The 17,062-nt window shown below is 65.1% G+C and carries 9 protein-coding genes; 4 read left to right on the forward strand and 5 right to left on the reverse strand.

The features are described 5' to 3' along the window. The first annotated feature begins 274 nt into the window (after nt 1-274). Nucleotides 275-439 (forward strand): hypothetical protein, encoded by a 165-nt coding sequence (locus C1A30_RS35850; RefSeq protein WP_200828432.1) that lies wholly within the window; start codon nt 275-277, stop codon nt 437-439. A 414-nt stretch (nt 440-853) separates the two neighbouring features. Continuing rightward, nucleotides 854-2,113, forward strand: a complete 1,260-nt coding sequence (locus tag C1A30_RS25665) for a TetR/AcrR family transcriptional regulator (protein WP_235010197.1) — start codon at nt 854-856, stop codon at nt 2,111-2,113. Nucleotides 2,114-2,260: 147 nt separating this feature from the next. Here C1A30_RS25665 and C1A30_RS25670 read toward each other — a convergent pair whose 3' ends face one another. From C1A30_RS25670 to C1A30_RS25685, 3 genes are all read right to left on the reverse strand, one after another. Continuing rightward, nucleotides 2,261-3,511 (reverse strand): cytochrome P450, encoded by a 1,251-nt coding sequence (locus C1A30_RS25670; RefSeq protein ID WP_101952877.1) that lies wholly within the window; start codon nt 3,509-3,511, stop codon nt 2,261-2,263. A 934-nt stretch (nt 3,512-4,445) separates the two neighbouring features. Further along, the gene (locus C1A30_RS25680; RefSeq protein ID WP_369974180.1) at nt 4,446-7,286 is read right to left on the reverse strand and encodes an AAA family ATPase; all 2,841 of its coding nucleotides are present in this window, start codon (nt 7,284-7,286) and stop codon (nt 4,446-4,448) included. Between the two features lie 333 nt (nt 7,287-7,619). Further along, on the reverse strand, nt 7,620-8,633 hold the full coding sequence (locus C1A30_RS25685; RefSeq protein WP_101951131.1) for a LysR family transcriptional regulator: 1,014 nt from the start codon (nt 8,631-8,633) through the stop codon (nt 7,620-7,622). 331 nt (nt 8,634-8,964) lie between these two features. On the opposite strand from C1A30_RS25685, the gene C1A30_RS25690 reads away from it, so the two are divergent. Then, the gene (locus C1A30_RS25690) at nt 8,965-9,681 is read left to right on the forward strand and encodes an SDR family oxidoreductase (RefSeq protein WP_101951132.1); all 717 of its coding nucleotides are present in this window, start codon (nt 8,965-8,967) and stop codon (nt 9,679-9,681) included. Between the two features lie 353 nt (nt 9,682-10,034). Beyond that, nucleotides 10,035-12,074: an AMP-binding protein gene (locus tag C1A30_RS25695; RefSeq protein WP_160112791.1), complete on the forward strand. Its 2,040-nt coding sequence runs from the start codon at nt 10,035-10,037 to the stop codon at nt 12,072-12,074. A gap of 52 nt (nt 12,075-12,126) precedes the next feature. On the opposite strand, the gene C1A30_RS25700 is transcribed toward C1A30_RS25695, so the two are convergent. Together C1A30_RS25700 and car are read right to left on the reverse strand one after the other, a co-directional pair. Further along, entirely contained in the window at nt 12,127-13,152 is a 1,026-nt protein-coding gene (locus tag C1A30_RS25700) for a methyltransferase (protein ID WP_101951134.1), read from the reverse strand. Between the two features lie 68 nt (nt 13,153-13,220). Then, on the reverse strand, nt 13,221-16,733 hold the full coding sequence (car, locus tag C1A30_RS25705; RefSeq protein ID WP_101951135.1) for a carboxylic acid reductase: 3,513 nt from the start codon (nt 16,731-16,733) through the stop codon (nt 13,221-13,223). Nucleotides 16,734-17,062: the final 329 nt, after the last annotated feature.

Raw genomic sequence — 17,062 nt, forward strand, 5'->3', positions numbered from 1 at the left:
AATGCGCGCCGGTGAGGCTGATCGATGCCAGTGGCAAGGGCCGCGCCACCGCCCAAATCTGCTCACAAGCACACGATCCGGTGCCCTCACCTCAAGTCGGCGCCGTCCGGCGGTGGCGCGTGACACCGGCCGCCGAACGTGGCGACGATCACACCGTCCTTCCGAAATTAATGGTTCGAGGCCATAGTTACCATTAGTAGGTCAACACGGAAGATCACCGGGGCGACTACCGCGTCACGACGACGCCGGTCAAAAACGACAAAGGAGATCGGTCATGAAGAAGTTCGGATTCGCCTCGCTGATCGCAGCTGCAGCTACCGCAGGCATCCTCGGGTTCGCCGCGCCGGCGCAGGCCGATCTGGGCCACCACTTGTGGGTGAACACGATCACGTCCAACAACACCTACGTGCCGCACGTCGACACCAGCCCGCATCACTAGACCGCCGCTCGATACAGGAAAGGGCCCCCGACGTGGGGCCCTTTCCTGTATCTGGCGAGCAAGCAGGACGCCGGCGGTGAGACCACCCTCGCCGCCCACCGGCGTCCGACGCCCGCTCAGAGCGGAGCGCCGCCGAGACCCCAGACGGCCCGGGTGACGTCCGCCTCGGCAGCCGCCCACTGGGCGGTGCAACCCACCTTTCGGTAATCAGCGATGGGCCTGTCACGGACACGCCGGCCGGCGGTCGCCGACATCCGCCGCCTGTTGTCTGGGCTGCTCTGCCCATTTCAGTGCGCCGACAGGGTATCGTTGGTTAACAAGATGACCACCGCGGATGCCCCCAACGAGCGGGGTTTCACAGCCAGAGGGCTTGCGACCAAAGAGAGAATTCTGCGGTGTGCGGCAGATGTCCTGATGCAAGGTGGATTGGCCGCGTTCAACCACGAGAAGGTTCGCCAAGCGGCCTCCGTGAGTGGTTCTCAACTCAATCACTATTTCGAGGACCGGCAGGACCTGATCCGTGCCGTCGTTGCGCGCCAGATCGACACCGTTCTCGACTTCCATCGGCAACCCAAACTGGGCGGACTGGACACCTTCGCCGATTGGGAGAACTGGGCCGACCTCAACGTCCGCTATCTTCGGAAAATTGGGTTCCGCGGGACGGCGACCTATCACGCGCTGGCCGGTCAGCTAGCCAAGTCCGACGAAGACACGCGGCTGATATTCGCCGACGGTTACCGGCGGTGGATCACCCTGCTGGAAGACTCTTTCGCACGGATGAGAAGTCGCGGTCTGCTCGTGAAGACGGCCGATCCGCGCCGCCTCGCGACCGTCGTGGTCAGCCTGCATCAAGGCGCGGGGATTCTGGCGTTCGCCTACCGTCAGGAATGGCCCCTAATCGAGGTCACCCGGTTCGTCGTCGCCTACCTACGCGGGTTCGCCAAGGATCCCGCAGAACGCGCTCCGCGACGACATCGTCGCAGCCGCCGGCCGACTCCCATTCACGCTGAACCGCTGCCGGATCCGGGTTTTACCCGCAAAGGCATGGCCACGAGGCAGCGGATCGTCGAGGGAGCCGCCGAATTGATCCTGCAGCGCGGGGTCAGCGGCACCAGCCTGGAGGATGTCCGACTCGCGCTCGGCGTCAGTGGATCGCAACTGTCGCACTATTTCGGTGACAAACGGGATCTGATCCGCCAAGTCATCGCTGCGCGCACGGATTTCGTCATTGACTTCCACCGTCAGCCCCAGATGGCGGGTCTGGACACATTGCGGTCGCTGCACCGATGGGCGGATATGTGCTGGGCACAAGCCGGAGAGAACTACATTGAAAACGGCTGCGTGTACGGGTCGCTGACGGCGGAACTTCTCGAAGCTGATGATGTCGTCCTGGACGATCTCGCCACGGGATACGACCGATGGCTCACCCTGTTCCGCGACGGTCTGTCACGGATGGCGCAACACGAGGACGTCGTGGCTGAGTTCGACCCCCGCCATCTCGCGGCGATCCTGGTCGCCGCGCATCAGGGCAGCACGATGCTGACCCACATCACCCAAACCGCCGAACCGTTCAAGTTTGCGATCGACGCGGCCTTGGCCTATGTCGAGTCGTTCACGAAGTCCGGTCCCGGGAAGTCAGGTCCCCGAAACCTCGGCGCGCGCATCGCGTCTTGACCTTGCGACGCGCACTATCACCACCGACTCGACATGGGTGTGAACGCTCGGAGCTTCTGCAGACAAGGTTGCCGCGAGCGATGACGGCACCGACGATGGGGCCAAGCGCATGCAAACCTGGGGGGAACGCGCAGTGCCTGTCTGTCCTCAACGCATCCGGTAGCGGATCGGCAGATGCTTGAGTCCACCGACGAAAAGCGTTGACGAGTAACAGGGTTCGCCGGCCAGCTCGATGCGGTTGAGGCGCGGAATGAGCTCCTCGAAGAATATCGAGATCTCCATCCGTGCCAGCGCGGCTCCGAGGCAGAAGTGGACACCGGCGCCAAAACCCAAGTGCTTGTTGTCGACCCGGCCGACGTCGAATCGGTTCGGCTCGTGAAAGACACCGGGGTCGCGGTTGGCGGCCGGGTAGATCATGGCGACAGTGCTGCCCGCGGCCAGCGGGATGCCGTGCACGACCGTGTCGGCGCTGGCTGTGCGCAGGAAGGACTTCACGGGCGTGGTCCACCGGATCATCTCGTCGACGCCGGTGGCCAGCAGTCCTAGATCGGCACGCAGTCGACGGTGCTGGTCGGGGTGCTCGATGATGGCCAGCAGACCGCCGGCGATGCAGGCCTTGGTGGTGTCGTGACCGGCAGACGCGATGAGGCGGTAGTACGACGACGCCTCTTCCTCGGAGAGCAATTGGCCGTCGATGCGTGCGTTGGCTATCGCAGAGGCAAGGTCATCGGCGGGGGCTGCGCGCCGATACGCCGTCACCTCATTGAAATAGGCCGTGAAGTCCGCCAGGACCCGCACCATGTCCGCGCTGGTGTCCCCGCGGCGGGTGTCTTCGTCATTGTGCCCGAACAGTTCTCGCGTCCAGCGCTGCAGCATCGGGTAGTCGGCCTCAGGTAGGCCCAGCAAAGACATGATGACGTAACCGGGGAAGGCGACGGCAACCTCGTGGACGAATTCACATTCTGCGCTGTCGGCCATCAGGTCGACGTAGCGTTTGGCAAGGGCGCGGATCGTGCTCTGAAGTTCACGCATGACTTTCGGGCGGAACCATTCGGCACCGACGGCCCTCATCGATCGGTGGTAGGCGCCATCGAGGTGCACGAGGTTGCGGGTTCCCTTGCCCGCAAGGCGCATTTCGCGCAGCTTCAGCCCCACTTCTGCGGCTTCCAGAATGGTGCGGGGGGCGTTGGTGAAGAGATCGTGATCGCGCTCGATACGCAGGACGTCGGCATGGCTGGTGATCGCCCAGAACGGCTGGTATCGCGGGTCGTGATCGACGCGGACGACGGGCGCATGGTCACGCAACAGCGTCATGCCTTCGTGGAATGCATCTTCGTCCGCGTAAAACGCGGGCTCAATCAGCCGGCGGGAGACGTCCTCGACGGTGATCGTTGGCATGCCTACCTCCACTCGAAGTGAGCAGTCGCCGTCGGGTCGATGCGTTTCCGCGGGCTGTGACCGCACTGGCGATGGTGCGCGGACTGCAGTCGCGATGTCGACAAACGGCGTCGAAGGCGGTGTTTCGAAATTGTCATGTGCCAGTAGGGTTACCGCCTCCGGCTCCGTGCCCGTCATGTCGGTCAACTGAGCGTGCACAGTGATCGGTGTGGTCGCGACCTATGAATTCGTGCTGCCTGTCGATGCGGGAGCAAGCAGTTGGCCGGCTTTGATGCGCGGCGTGATCGGATCTGCTTCTTGCGGCGAAGCTCAGTCCAGTTCGATCGTCGGCGCGAGCGCGACAGCTCGGCGTGTCATGGGACTCCGTTGATGCCAGGATGCTGTCCGGGCGGGACATTCGGTGCCGGTGTAGCGAGCACCGGAGGTGTGAAACGGTTTCCCCCGTGGGGATCCAGGCTCTTCTCGGTGGGCAACGCCGGTGCCGCCGTGGTCGGGGTTGTCGTCGTTGTCGGACTGGTCGACGGCGCCGACGGAGGAGTGCGATTGTCGCCGCAAGCTCCCAGGGCCATGGTGAATGCCGCTACGCCAGCAACGATACCCAACCTCCGTCGTCGGGCTGGGGTTGTCTTCATGCTGTCAGCCCTCCTGAAATCTGTTGGAAGCTGGTCTTATCGGACGGTTCGGGACTGGTTGCGGTGAGAAAGGCGCAGCGGCACGTCACACTCTGATTGGATTGAGCTCGGTGTTCTCCGTCGGCCCGAGCAGCACGGTTCGTGCATGCATTTCACATTATTGGGTTGTGAAACCCACAATAGCGGTGTCAGCGGATTTGTACAGGAACCAAGGGGCGGGCAGACATCACTGGTTCGCCGTGAACACGAGAGCCCGTGAGTGATGGACCACTGAGTGGGAACCTGCGCGGGTGATGCGGTGGCTAGCCTGTTTCTTCCTCGCCGACGGTGTCGACCTCAGCGCCCACGCGGGCCAACTCGGCGCGGGATTTGATGCCCAATTTGGCGAAAGCGTTGCGGACGTGGGCTTTGACGGTGTGCAGCGACAGGTGCAATTGCTCGGCGGCTTCGCGGTTGGTGGCGCCGTCGCGGATGACGCTGATGACGCGCAGCTCGGCGTCGGTCAGGCTATCCCAGCCGGTGCGGCTGCGGGGTCGGGTGACAATGCGTCGCTGGACGCCGAGGGTGCGCAAAACCCGCCCGACACGGCGGGCGTCAGCGACGGCTTCGCATCGGGTGAAGGTTTCGAAGGCGGCGTTGAGGTGCTCGATCGCTTCGGGATGCCGGCCACCGCTGATCAGGGCGCAGCCGGCGTCCGCCGCGGCGCCGGCGTAGAGCAGCGGGCGACGGGTGTGCAGCGCGGCTGCCGCGTCGGTCAAGAGGTCGGGGTCGCCGCTGAGGAGCCCGCGAGCGTGAACCGCAGCGGCGTCCAGCAGCGGCGTCGCAGGTCGTTCACAGGTGAGCAGGCCGATGCTGTCTTCAACGCGGGCACGTAGGCAGGCGTCGTCGGCTGCGGCCGCCACCCGAGCCGCCAGCACGAGCTGGTCGATGACGTTGAGCCACAGCGGGGTGATCAAGCCGGCCGACTCATGGGCGAACCGCCGCAGCGCTTCGGCAACGTCGCCGCGGTGCCAGGCAGCCTGCGCGATGACATACGAGGCTCCTCCTGCTACCAGCGGAGACGCGCTGCAACACAGTGCCCGGGCGTCTTCAATGACGTGCTGTAGCAGGTTGCGATCGTCGGTTCTCACTGCCACCTCGGCGAGCACCAGCATGCGCATCATGTTGTTCTCGGTGACATTTCCCCACTCGCTGTTCGGCAGCGCTTCGATGGCCGCGCGGGCGGCGGCCAGCCTGCCCGCGGCGGCGTTGGTCATGCCGTCCAGGACCGCCCACGGCATGAGCGCCATCGAGTATTGGTTGCGCCGAGCGCGTCCTATGCCTCCGGCGACCTCTTCGCGCGCCTTCTCAAGGCAGCCGAATGTGACGACCAGGCGCACCCGGTGGATGTCTGCGATGACGTGCCCGAGCGTGGTGTCCGCCGAATGGGCCAGCACCGCAAGGGATTCCATGCGCTGACAGGCCTGACTCACTCGCCCCCCGTGGAGTTCGACCATACCAAGAGCAGTACCGCTCACGATCTGCGCTTCCAGGTCCGCGCAAGCGTTGGCGGTGGCCCACGCCTGATCAGCGGTGTGGGCGTCAGCCTGCATGCCGTTGACCGCCTCGAAGTAAGCCAGCCACGCCAGGTGCCTGGCGCGTGTCACGTCGTTGACCGTGACCAACTCGAGGGCTTTGCGGTTTTCGGCGATGCGCTCTTCGGGAGCCTCGGTGCCCGAGGCGATGCGCAGCCGGATTTCGGCTTCGCCCTCCTGCGATGCGCTCGACAGCAATACGGTGCCCGCGAGCTGCTGCGCCTCCCGATAGCGGTTCGCCCGGTTGAGCAGCGCGACGGCCTCGGCAACGAGCGGTTCGCGGGCGGGATCATCCCGAGCGAGCAGCTCCAACGCGCGCTGGGCGAGATCGGCTGCAGCGCCGGGGTCGCTTCGTCCTACCGACGTCGCGGCCTGGCGCAGGGCGGTGACGGCGGCCTGATCGCCGGGCTCAGCGCTGCGCGCAAGCTGGGTGGCAACCATTTCGGGGGCAGCGCCGAGCTCGAGCAACGTGGCCGCCGACTGGCGTTCGATGGCCCGGCACAACGACCTGGGCATTGAGGCCCGGGTCGCATAGCGCAGCAGATCGTGCCGGAAGGTGAGGTTGTCACCGCGTTCGGCGAGCAAATCGGCTCGCACCGCTTCCTGCACCGCGGCCATCAGAGCCGCTGGAGGGCGCTGCAAGATCGCGGCCAGCAAGGTGACGGTGAAGCGGTCAGGCAGTGTCGCGGCAACCCGTACGATCTCAGCCGCCTCGTCGGACAGTTCGTCGAGTCGTTGCTCCATGCCGATGGCGAGCCGACGCGGCAGCCCCTCACCGGCAGCACTGGCGCATCCGGCCCGGACATGCAGGCGGCCCTCTTCTTCGAGGCCGCGCAGCAGTTCGATGAGCAAAAACGGGCTGCCGTGGGCCTTGGCTGCCAGGCTCAGCAGTGACGAGTCGGCGCTCGCACGCACCGAGTCCTGCACGACCTCGACAACATCGTCCGGCGATAGTGGGCGCACCTGAACGAATGTCGCTCCGCCGCGGCGCAATTCGGCCATGGTCTGGCGAGCCGCGGCGTCGCCGGAATGCTGTCGGGCGGCCAGGATCCACAGCACCGGCGCGGATTTCTGCAGAGCCAGCACACGCAATGCGAGCAGGGTGGCGTTGTCGGCCCAATGGATATCGTCGAGCAGAATCGCAATCGGCTGTTGGGTGGCGGCTGCGTTGATGGCCGCGCGCAGATCATGAATCACCCAGTACCGCAGGTCTGCGGTGTCGCCGAGGCGGCGCAGTGCGGCCGCGTCGCCGACCGGCGGGTCCGCATGCAGCGTGGCGGAGAACAACGGATAGAAGGGGGCGGACTGCCGGTATTCGAATCCTTGTCCGCGCAGCGTCCGTACGCCGCGCTGCTCGGCGCGCATCTGCGCTTCGGCCAGCAAGTGGCTTTTACCGATTCCGGGCGGCCCTTCGAGGACGACTACGCCGGCGCGCCCGTCGAGGAGGGCGCTGATGGCCGTGTCGAGCACAGTCAGTTCCGCGGAACGTCCGCGGGTGGGTGACCCGCAGTGTGGTGAAGAGGTCACGATTGCGGCGCCCGGTTCGACGGGGTCGTCTATGGCTGACACCTCTAGTCCTACCGCGCGGCCCGCGTGACGGTGACGCGGGGCGAAAAATCATCGAGGATGCTGGCAGGTGACGGTGCCGACCTGAGTGGACCGACGCAAAGAAACACGGGACCATGCGCGCAGTGCGGCGCCGTGCGTGCTGAAGGCCGGACGTCCGAACTGTCGTCCACGGCCACGGCGGCCCTCCCAGGCTGAGATGTCCCACTTCGCACAACCGGTGGGGCGCCGCGTCTTCGGCACCCCCATTATGGGACAAGCAACCCATTATGGCACAGCGTGGCTCCGCAGCGCCATAGCCAGTCCACGGCCCTGTGTTGCCACGTGTCGTCTGCGTCAGGCCGCTTCGAACGCTCCGATCAGGTGGGCCACGTCGCGTCGTCGTGAAACGGCCGGCCACACCGCCCAGGTATTTCGCGCCACGCAATCACCGCGTAGAGGGAGCCAGGTGATCGAGGCGGGAAGGCAGTGCGCGCAGGGCGCCGGGGTGAGTGCGAAGGCGTTCTCCGAGGTTAGAAGTGCCGCCATCAACGCGGGTGCCCGACGGTTCTCGAGGTCGTCATTCGCCGCGCTCACGCCGACGCCGCGCACCTTGAGAACTGCGACGATCTCCTCATACCACGCCGGGCTATCGGCGCGAGGGAATGCGAGCCACTGCAATCCGGCCAGGGCGTGCAGGCGAACGCCGTGATCGGCGGATAGCCGGTGGGCGCGCCATTTCGGCAGCAGGACGCCCAGTTCCTCACGGTCGACTCGGAGGGTGTCCAGGTCACGTCCGGCTGGGACCTCGAGCATGAAACTCACGTCGAGGTCACCGGTGCGCAAGCCGGCGACCTGCTCGTCGGCGGTGAGGTAGCGCGGTTGTACCGGGATGTCGGGGTGCGCTTCGCTGAACCCGGCGATAGCGGCGTAAATGTTCGGGGCCGGGTCGGGCGGAATCCCCACGCGCAGAGCGGTGTCGGCGTCGCCGCCGCGGTTTCCGACGATGGCCGGCATCAGTTGGTCCAACCGGGACAGGATGGCCCTGGCCTCGTCGAGCAGGGCCTGGCCCGCCTCGGTTCGCACCACACCCGACGCGCTGCGCAGGAACAGTTCGACGCCGATGCGGCGCTCCAGGGCGTTGATGGTCTGCGATACCGCTGGCTGGCTGACATGCAGCCGACGAGCCGCCGCCGAGATGCTGCCCTCTTCGACGACGGCGACGAACGCCTCCAGTTTGGCCGGGGTGATGAAGTCGCGGCCAGCGGGCGGCGACCCGGTCAAGGGCGACGCTGCGCCGACGCCAGTGGTGGCAGTCTCACCAGCGGCACAGACGCCTTGGTCGAGCGCAACCGCGTGTACGGGCGTCATCGCGTTCGCGCCACCCGCGCGCGGCGCTGTACGCCTGCGTTGTCCACGGCGCCGGATTTACACCGCTCAATCACACAACCATGATGGTGGCTGCGACCGATCGTGCGCCATCGTCCGCGGGCTGATGTTCAAGGGTGGAAGGGATTAGCGGTAACGCGCCGCAGCCCCTGTCCAGGACCGGTTTCCGTAGTACGGGTCGTGGACATAAGCGTTGCCTATGCCGCTCAAAGGAGGTGCTATCCGGCGGCCCTTGTTGCGTTGGCGTCGCGCGTCTAATTGTTGATAGACCCACCGTCGCCCGTGGCCGCGCCCGGAGAGTAAAGGAACCACCATGACCCGCACGGTGCTCGTCAGTGAGGCGTGCGAAGGCATCGGCCGTGCGCTGGTCGAACTCCTGGCCGCGCGTGGCGAACACGTCGTGGGTCTGTCGAAGGCGCGCGATCCGAGTTTCCCGGGAGACCTGTGCACCGTGGATCTCGCCGACCGGGCAGCCACATCCGCGGTCCTCGACGACATCGTTTCGCGGCTGCATATCGATGCCGTGGTCAACAATGCTGAACTGGTGCGGCCACAGTCACTGCAAGATGTGGCGTTAGACGATCTCGATCAGGTGCTGGACCTCAATGTGCGTACTGCGGTCCAGGTGACCCAAGCAGTAGTGCCTGCGATGCGTCGCGGCCACTGGGGACGAATCGTCAACATCACCGACATGGCGGCCATCGGCGCCCCGCGACGCACCTCGTACGCCGCGGCAAAGGCTGCCTTGATCAGCTGCACCCGCGGGTGGGCATTGGAGTTGGCCGCGATGGGGATCACGGTGAACGCTGTGGTCCCCGGGCCGACCGAATCGCAGCTGGTGCGCGACATCGACGCCAGGGTGAGCGACGACGCATCGCGCTACCTGTCCTCGGTGCCGATGCAGCGGTTCGGTCGGGATGCCGAAGTTGCTGCCGTCATCGCTTTCCTGTTGTCCGACGATGCGTCTTTCGTCACGGGTCAAACGGTGTTCGCAGACGGCGGCGCGTCGATCGGGCGGGTCGCGGTGTAGCGGTCGGCCGCCCGAAGATCGGCTCGGTCACCCTGCGCATACGGCAGCCTGAGACGCGCTACGCCTACCTCCATGTGGCGTTAAAAATAGTTCGCCGCTCGATGGTTCGGACGGGCGGCTACTGCCATCCTGGATGGCGTATAGGCCTGAATTCGTGTCGCCGCCCCCAGCCTGGAGTGGACGGTACGAAGGGAGAACACGATGAGGATCCCCATGCCGTGTGGCACTGTGCACCAGCGTCGCTGGCCATCGTTGCGGGATCGGCGTGCCGGCAAGGGGCGCCCGGCCCGCTGTCAGGCTGGCCAGGGTTGTACGCGTGCCGCGGACGCGCAGTTCGAAAACAGGGAGCGCACATGGCGATTCATGGTCTGACCACCGATTTGCGTCGCGAGTACCAGGCGTGGGTGACGAGCGTGCTGGACACCCGCGACGCCGTACAGTGCGCCTACAGCGGCGGGACCCACAGCCATCGTCTGCTCGACTGCGTCTCTGGCCGGTTGCTGCTTGATATGTTGCAGCAGCCCAACACCTTTCGGGTGGACGGCCGGAGCTACTCTGAGCGCATGGTCGCGGCGGCGGGCCTGTTATTGAGCGAAGAAACTCCGCAGCTGTCGGCGGGCCCGGCCAGCATCTGGAACATTATCGAACGGTGGCTGCGCGATTGCCCCGACAGGCTGCAACCGGCGGTGCTGAGCGCTTTCGTGTACGGGGAGACGGTCCCGCGCACAGCAGAACGGATGGGGTGCAGTCTCGCGCAGACACGCCAGCTTCGTGTGGCCGCCGCGCAATACCTGCAAAAAATCGTCGATGACGTCTGGACTGTCAGCGCCGCGCCTGGCAACGCGGGCCAGGACCTGCGTGAGCTTGCCGCGGAGAACCGTCTGGAATTCTGGGCTGAGCAGGCGCGCGAACTGCTGTGGGACAACGACTTCACCAAAGTCATCGACTGGACGAGCCCGCCTTTCGCGAGATGGTTCGTCGGCGGCAGAATCAATGTCGCGATCAACTGCGTTGATCGTCACGTCGACGCGGGCCACGGCGAACGCATCGCGTTTCATTGTGTAGGCGAGTATGGCCACAGGCGCGACATCACCTACCGCCAGCTGCAGCGCGAGGTCGCCAAGGCAGCCAACTGCTTCACAGACAGCGGTCTGCGGCCCGGTGACCGGGTTGCCATCTGCATGCCGGCGATTCCACAAGCCATCGTCGCGATGCTCGCCTGCGCGCGAATCGGCGCCGTGCACGTCGTTCTTCGTGCCGATTCCGCTGCCGACGCGCTCGGCGCGCAGATCAGCGACTGTCAGCCCAAAGCGGTGATCACCTCCGACGGCCGGTATCACCGCGAGACGGTGGCCGCGGTGAAACCGGTCGTCGATGCCGCGTTGGCCGCCGCCGGCTCGGGTGTGCAAACCGTGTTCGTGGTGCGCCACACGCAGTCAGCCGCGGACGTACCCTGGGTTGACGGTCGCGATGTCTGGTGGCATGACACAGTGGAGCGGGCAGGCGAACACCATGAAGCGCCATCGTATGACGCCGAGCATCCGCTCTTCCTGCTCTACGATGCTGACGAACACGCGCAAGCGCGCGGCATCGTCCACTCCAGCGGCGGATACCTGACGCACGCGCGCTTCAGCTTTCATCATGTCTTCGACCACGGACAGGACCGCGATGTGTTCTGGGCCGACGCGCCGATTGAAAGCGGCGTCGGACACCATCTGATATATGGGGCGCTGGCTGACGGCGCCACGTCGGTGATCTACGAGGGATCGGCGGCGACTTCTCATCCGCGCAGGGCTTTGGACATCATCGAGCGCTACCGCGTCACCATCTATTGCGCGGCGCCGCAGGTGATCACGGCATCGAGGAAGTGGGAGCCCGCGATGCCTGGCGGCCCCGATCTGTCCTCACTGCGGCTGCTCGTTGTGATGAGCGACAGCAGCGACCCGCAGTCCTGGCAGTGGTATCGCGACATGGTCGGCGGCCCACGCTGTCCCGTTGTGGACGTCTGGTGGCAGCGCGAGACCGGCGCGGTGATGATCGCCCCTGTACCGGGTCTGACCGCGGCGATACCCGGCTCGCCCGTGGCACCGTTGCCGGGAATCAGCGCGCACATCGTCGACCGACATGGCGATCTCGTGTCGACAGGCGAACGAGGTCAGCTCGTCATCGACCGCCCCTGGCCATCGATGCCGCGCGGAATCTGGGGCAACGACAGCCTTTTCCGCGAAGCGTACTGGTCGCATTTCCCCCACCGGACGTGGTTCGCCACCGGCGTGGAGGCCTACTACGACGACGCGGACACCATCTGGATTCTCAGCGAGGACACCGCCTCGATCGGAGTCGTAGCCTGCCACCGTCGCTCCGATGACGTCCACGCCGCGTTGGCCGGTTGAGCGTCTTGAAATCAAATCGGATCGCTGCGACGAAGCCAGGTCAGCTGCCAGCTCACACGGCAACGGCGTGAATCAACGAGAACTGCGTCGTGGTAGCCGCAATAGCGGTCACTTTGAAACCGTTGCGCGACAATAACTCTCCGAACTCGCTCCTGGTTCGCTCGCGACCGCCGCAAAGAACGAGCATGGTTAGATCCAATGCGATTTCAAATCGTGTGATGGCCTCATCGTCGAGAACGGCTTCTGCGATGACCAGGCGGGTGCCCGGTACTGCGGCGGCGCGGATCCGCGCGAGTATCTCGTCACACTTGTCGTCCGGCCAATCGTGCAAGACCTGCTTGAGTAGGTAGAGATCAGCCGTGGGCACTGCGGCGAAGAAGTCGCCGACGATGAAGTCGAACCGGTCGGTCAGACCCTGCTCCTCGGCGAGGCGACGAGCGTCGGCTTCGACGTGCGCAAGATCGAGCACCGCGCCGGTGAGAGTGGGGTTGGCCGCCATCAGCGCTGCGACCATAGAGCCGTTGGCGCCTCCGACGTCAATGGCATACCTCACTCCATCCGTACTGACCAACTCCGCGACTTGACTGCAAAGTTCGGCGTTGAATCCGGACAGAAAGCTGTTGAACGCCGTCGCCTCGGCCGCGCCCTCGGTACTGGCGTAATACTCGAATATTTCTTGGCCGCACACGCTACCAAGTTGTGGCCGTCCAGTGCGGACCGCTTCACTTAGCCGACCCCAGCTGACCCAGTGGGCGTAGCCGAGCTGGGCCAACACGGCGTCGCGCAGCGCGTGCGGTTCGCCGCTTCGCAACGTGTCCAGCATCGGGGTGGTGCTGTAGCCCCCCTGCCCGTCGGCGATGACAAGGCCGAAGGACTCGCATGCGCGCAGCAGTCGTGCCGTGGCGCCAGGGTCGAGCTGCTCCTCGCGAGCGATGTGCTCCGCGCTACGCGGCCCCTCGGCCAGATGATCGGCGAGTCGTAATGATGCCGCGCTGTGCAAAAGGGCTGCCCGGCTTCGTGTGTCGAAGAGCAGCGTCCACATCGCCTCGAATGGATCGGACGGGTCGTTGGCGATCATCTATGGTCCTCTCGTATTCGACGGCAATAGATTCTGTTCGTTCATCACACTTTGAGCCGCCGGGCTTCTCAGAGCAGCCCCAGCAGCTGCAAGTCGGTCGCGCACTTGACGACAATCGGCGCCGAAAGATGCGGGATGTCCTTGTCAAGCCCGATCTTCGCTTCCTGCACCGCTTCTCGGAAGCGATCGGCGGGCGCCAGCGAGCCGTTGACGGGACGCTGGGGTTCGCGGTAACTGTGCAGCAGCGGCAGCAGAGACGCGTGGCGCTGCTGCTCGGGTAGGCTGCGCAGCCCGGTTTCGAACCGTGCCAGCCAGTCGGAGTAACCGGAAACCCGGCTGATGGAGTATCCGGCATCGACGAGCCAGTCGACAAACGTGTCCATCGAGACACCGTCGTCGTGGGGATTCATCACGTGATACGTCTGGTAGCCGTCCTGGACGGCGGCGCCCAGTGTGCAGACTGCTTCAGCGATGAATTCGACAGGCAGACCGTCGAAGTGTGCCCGCTGCCTGGCACCGCCGGCGTCGAGTTCGTAGAACGATTCGGGTGCGATACCGGTGGCGATGAGGCTGAGAACCGCTCTGGTGAACATGTCCGGAACATTCAGCTGTCCGGTGTACGTGGTGCTGGCCATGATCAGGTCACACCGGAACACCGAGACCGGAAGCCCCGCCAGGTCATGAGCCTGGCGCAGCAGGACCTCGCCGGCCCACTTGCTGTTGGCGTAGCCGTTGGCATAGCTGTCGTCGACCGCGCGAGTGGTGCTCATCTGTCGCACGTCGACTTCCTCGACGAACGTGCCGGCCGGGATGCCCTCACCGACACCGATTGTCGAAACATACACGAACGGTTTGACTGTCGCCGTCAGCGCCAGGCGGATGAGTTCAGCGGTGCCAACGACGTTGGGGCCGAAGAGTTCAGCGTAGGGCAGCACGTGGTTAACCAGGGCGGCCGGGTCCACGATCAGGTCAACGTCGTTGGCCAGCCGCTGCCAGGCGACATGGTCGAGTCCGAGATGGGCGACTCCCTTGTCACCCGCGATCACCTCGAGGTGATCAGCGGCCAGCGCGTGGTACTGCGCCAACAACGTCGCATCACCCGAGTCGAATGTCGCATCGAGGCGTGCGCGCGCGTCGTCATCAGACTTGGCGCGCACGAGCGCGATGACCTTTCCGTCCACCAGGTTCATCCGTTCCAGCCATTCCAGCACCAGAAAGCGCCCGAGGAATCCCGTGCCTCCGGTCAACAGCACCGTGCGAATCTTGTTGTTCGCATGGGGCAGTGCGGGCGCGGCGGCCAGAGTCGCGTTGTCGACGAATTTGTCGAGTGTGAGGTCGGCGGCGCGGATTTCGGTCACGCCGGGACCATGCACGGCGGCGGAGGTTGGTGTGCTGAGCGCGCCGCTGCGTTGAGCGTCGATGTAGGCGGCGACGGCCTGGAGATCATTGGCCGGACTGACGATAATCCCGACGGGCACGTCGACCTCGAAGAGCTCGGCGAGCAGGTTTCCGAAGGTCAATGCCGAAAGGGAGTCGCCGCCCAAGTCGGTGAAATGGGCGTCCGCCCGCAAGTCGGACTGTGCCGCGCCGAGCAGAGCAGCGGCAGCGCGGATGACGGTATGGAGCACCGGGGCGTCCTTCGCGCCGCTGTGCAGGGCACGCAGTTCGTTGTCCTGACTGTCGGCCAGCTCGCTGTACAGGTGCTCGAGGGCGGCGCCGTACTGTTTCTTCAGCAGGGGCCGGGCTAATTTCCGGATCCCGGTCAGCAGACCGTTTTCCACGGTGAACGGCGTTGTCTCGACGATGAAGTCGCGTGGCACCTCGTAGGACTGCAGCCTGTTCTGCGCGGCCACGGTTTGCAAAGCTTGACTGAGAACAGGTTTGAGCGTGTCGATGCTGCTAGCGGTGAGGGTGTCCTCGGTCGGCACGATGACAGCAAGCAGATAGGAACGGGCGCTGTTGCCGTAGACGTAGATCTGGCGAATGGCGGGGTGTCCGCTGTAAGCGGCCTCGAGCGTGGAGACGGTGACGAATTCTCCCTGGGACAGCTTGATGACGTTGTTGCGGCGGTCGACGTAGCGCAGCTGGTCGGGTCCGAGCTCGGCCATCACATCGCCCGTGTGGTACCAGCCGTCGGCGTCGAAGACCTCGGCGGTCACCTCAGGTCGCTGGTAGTAACCGGGGATCACGTCGGTCGATTTGATCAGCAGCTCACCGCGCGGGTGTGGGCGGTCGGTGAGGAAATACCCGAGTTCGGGAACGTCGATCAACTTGTAGTCGATCACCGGAGGCCGTCGGATGACCCCATCGATGAGCACGACGCCGTCCTCAGTGGATCCGTAGCCGTCGATGAGCGGGACGTCGAGGAGACGCTCGACCCAGTCGCGCAGTTCGGGCGCGAGCGGCGCCGAGCCGTTGAGCGCCGAGAACTGCCGGCCGCCGAACAGCGTGCCGCGCTGTTCGGCCATCACCAGAGCCTCCAGCGCCTGCCGGTCGCTGGTGCCGTCGGCGCGGCGGTTCACTTCGCTTTGCACGTGCTGGTAAAGCATCTCCCATATGCGGGGGACCAGGAGGAGCTGAGTCGGTCGGACGAGGGCGAAGTCTTCGAGAAGCGTTGACAGATCGGCCCGCCCGGTGAAGTATGCGGTTCCGCCGACGCCCAGCGTGGCGTACAGCGTGATCCGACCCATGACGTGGCTCAAAGGCATGAAGTTGAGCGTGATCGCGGGCAGTCTGTTCTCGGTGTCCCACGCGGGGGGAAACCAACTGCGCCAACTGTTGGCCACCAAGCGGTCGGTGTACATCGCGCCTTTCGGTGTCCCGGTCGACCCCGAGGTGTAGATCAGCAGGCGAAGATCGTCGGGGTTGGCGCTTGGGCGGGTGGGTACGTCGCAGCGCGAGGCGCCGCGGGAGATCGCGAGATGGAGAGGCTCAACGGTGACACCGAGCGCGGCAAGATGGTCCGCGGCCCGCCGGACCGCCTCGCGCTCGTCGTCAGCGCGGTGGTGGTAGTTGAAGACGATGAGTCGTTCTGGCGCATGGCCGGTTTCGGCCAGTGTGATCGCCTCGTCGAGGAAGTCGACGCTGGCGAACATGGCCACGGGTGCGGTTTCGACGATGATCGGGTGCAGAGTTGTCGCCGACGCGCCGGTCTGCAGCGGTACCGAAACGGCGCCCACGAGGCCGAGCGCCATGTCGATTACGGCATAGTCGGCGCTGGCGAATCCGAGAATGGTTGCCCGGTCTCCGGGTTGGACAGGGTCGCCGGCGATGGCTGCGGCGAGATCATGCACAAGCCCCCACATTGTGGCGTAGGTGAGGGTGTCGAAATGCGGCTGAAGTTCGGTGACGGTGCGACCGCCGGCGTCGGTCACGTACTTCACGGCATGCTGGCCGAGCGCGGGCCTGTCGGCGTATGCGGCGACGGCCGCACTCATCACTTCGACGAGGGTCGGGGCTGCTTCGAGCGTGGCCGTGACGGCCGGATCAGGGCGGGCCGCGATGAGCTGCGGGTCGGTGGCCATCAGGGTCTCGAAGCGGCGTTCACTCCGCAATTCACGATCGTCAGCGGGCGTAGGCATAAATGTAATCATCCGAATTGCGTTGAGGGAGAAAGAAAGATGCGCATCGACGCGGGTCGATGAAATCCACAGTACCGGCGGCGAAATTCGCTCCGTGAATGGCGGTCATGGGATTACGTGCATGTGCGCTGCGGGCGGCCCAGTTCAGTGGCACATCGTGGACTCGAAGGCGTGGCGGTCCAGAGTCGGCGACCATTTCGCGACCGCGTGTTATAAGCGCGGCGAATACTCGACGGGACGTGGTGATGCACCGGCCGCGTCCTTCACCGGACCGTCGAAGCCGACTCCCAAACTGTCTGCAGCACTCGGGACTGTCATCGATTGCAGTT

The sequence above is a fragment of the Mycobacterium sp. 3519A genome, assembly GCF_900240945.1.
In the GTDB taxonomy this organism is placed as follows: Bacteria; Actinomycetota; Actinomycetes; order Mycobacteriales; family Mycobacteriaceae; genus Mycobacterium.

Excerpts from the sequence above, each read along its gene's own strand:
- C1A30_RS35850 (WP_200828432.1), top strand. The coding sequence starts at position 275 with ATGAAGAAGTTCGGATTCGCCTCGCTGATCGCAGCTGCAGCTACCGCA.
- C1A30_RS25665 (WP_235010197.1), top strand. The coding sequence starts at position 854 with ATGCAAGGTGGATTGGCCGCGTTCAACCACGAGAAGGTTCGCCAAGCG.
- C1A30_RS25670 (WP_101952877.1), bottom strand. The coding sequence starts at position 3,511 with ATGCCAACGATCACCGTCGAGGACGTCTCCCGCCGGCTGATTGAGCCC.
- C1A30_RS25685 (WP_101951131.1), bottom strand. The coding sequence starts at position 8,633 with ATGACGCCCGTACACGCGGTTGCGCTCGACCAAGGCGTCTGTGCCGCT.
- C1A30_RS25690 (WP_101951132.1), top strand. The coding sequence starts at position 8,965 with ATGACCCGCACGGTGCTCGTCAGTGAGGCGTGCGAAGGCATCGGCCGT.
- C1A30_RS25695 (WP_160112791.1), top strand. The coding sequence starts at position 10,035 with ATGGCGATTCATGGTCTGACCACCGATTTGCGTCGCGAGTACCAGGCG.
- C1A30_RS25700 (WP_101951134.1), bottom strand. The coding sequence starts at position 13,152 with ATGATCGCCAACGACCCGTCCGATCCATTCGAGGCGATGTGGACGCTG.
- car (WP_101951135.1), bottom strand. The coding sequence starts at position 16,733 with ATGCCTACGCCCGCTGACGATCGTGAATTGCGGAGTGAACGCCGCTTC.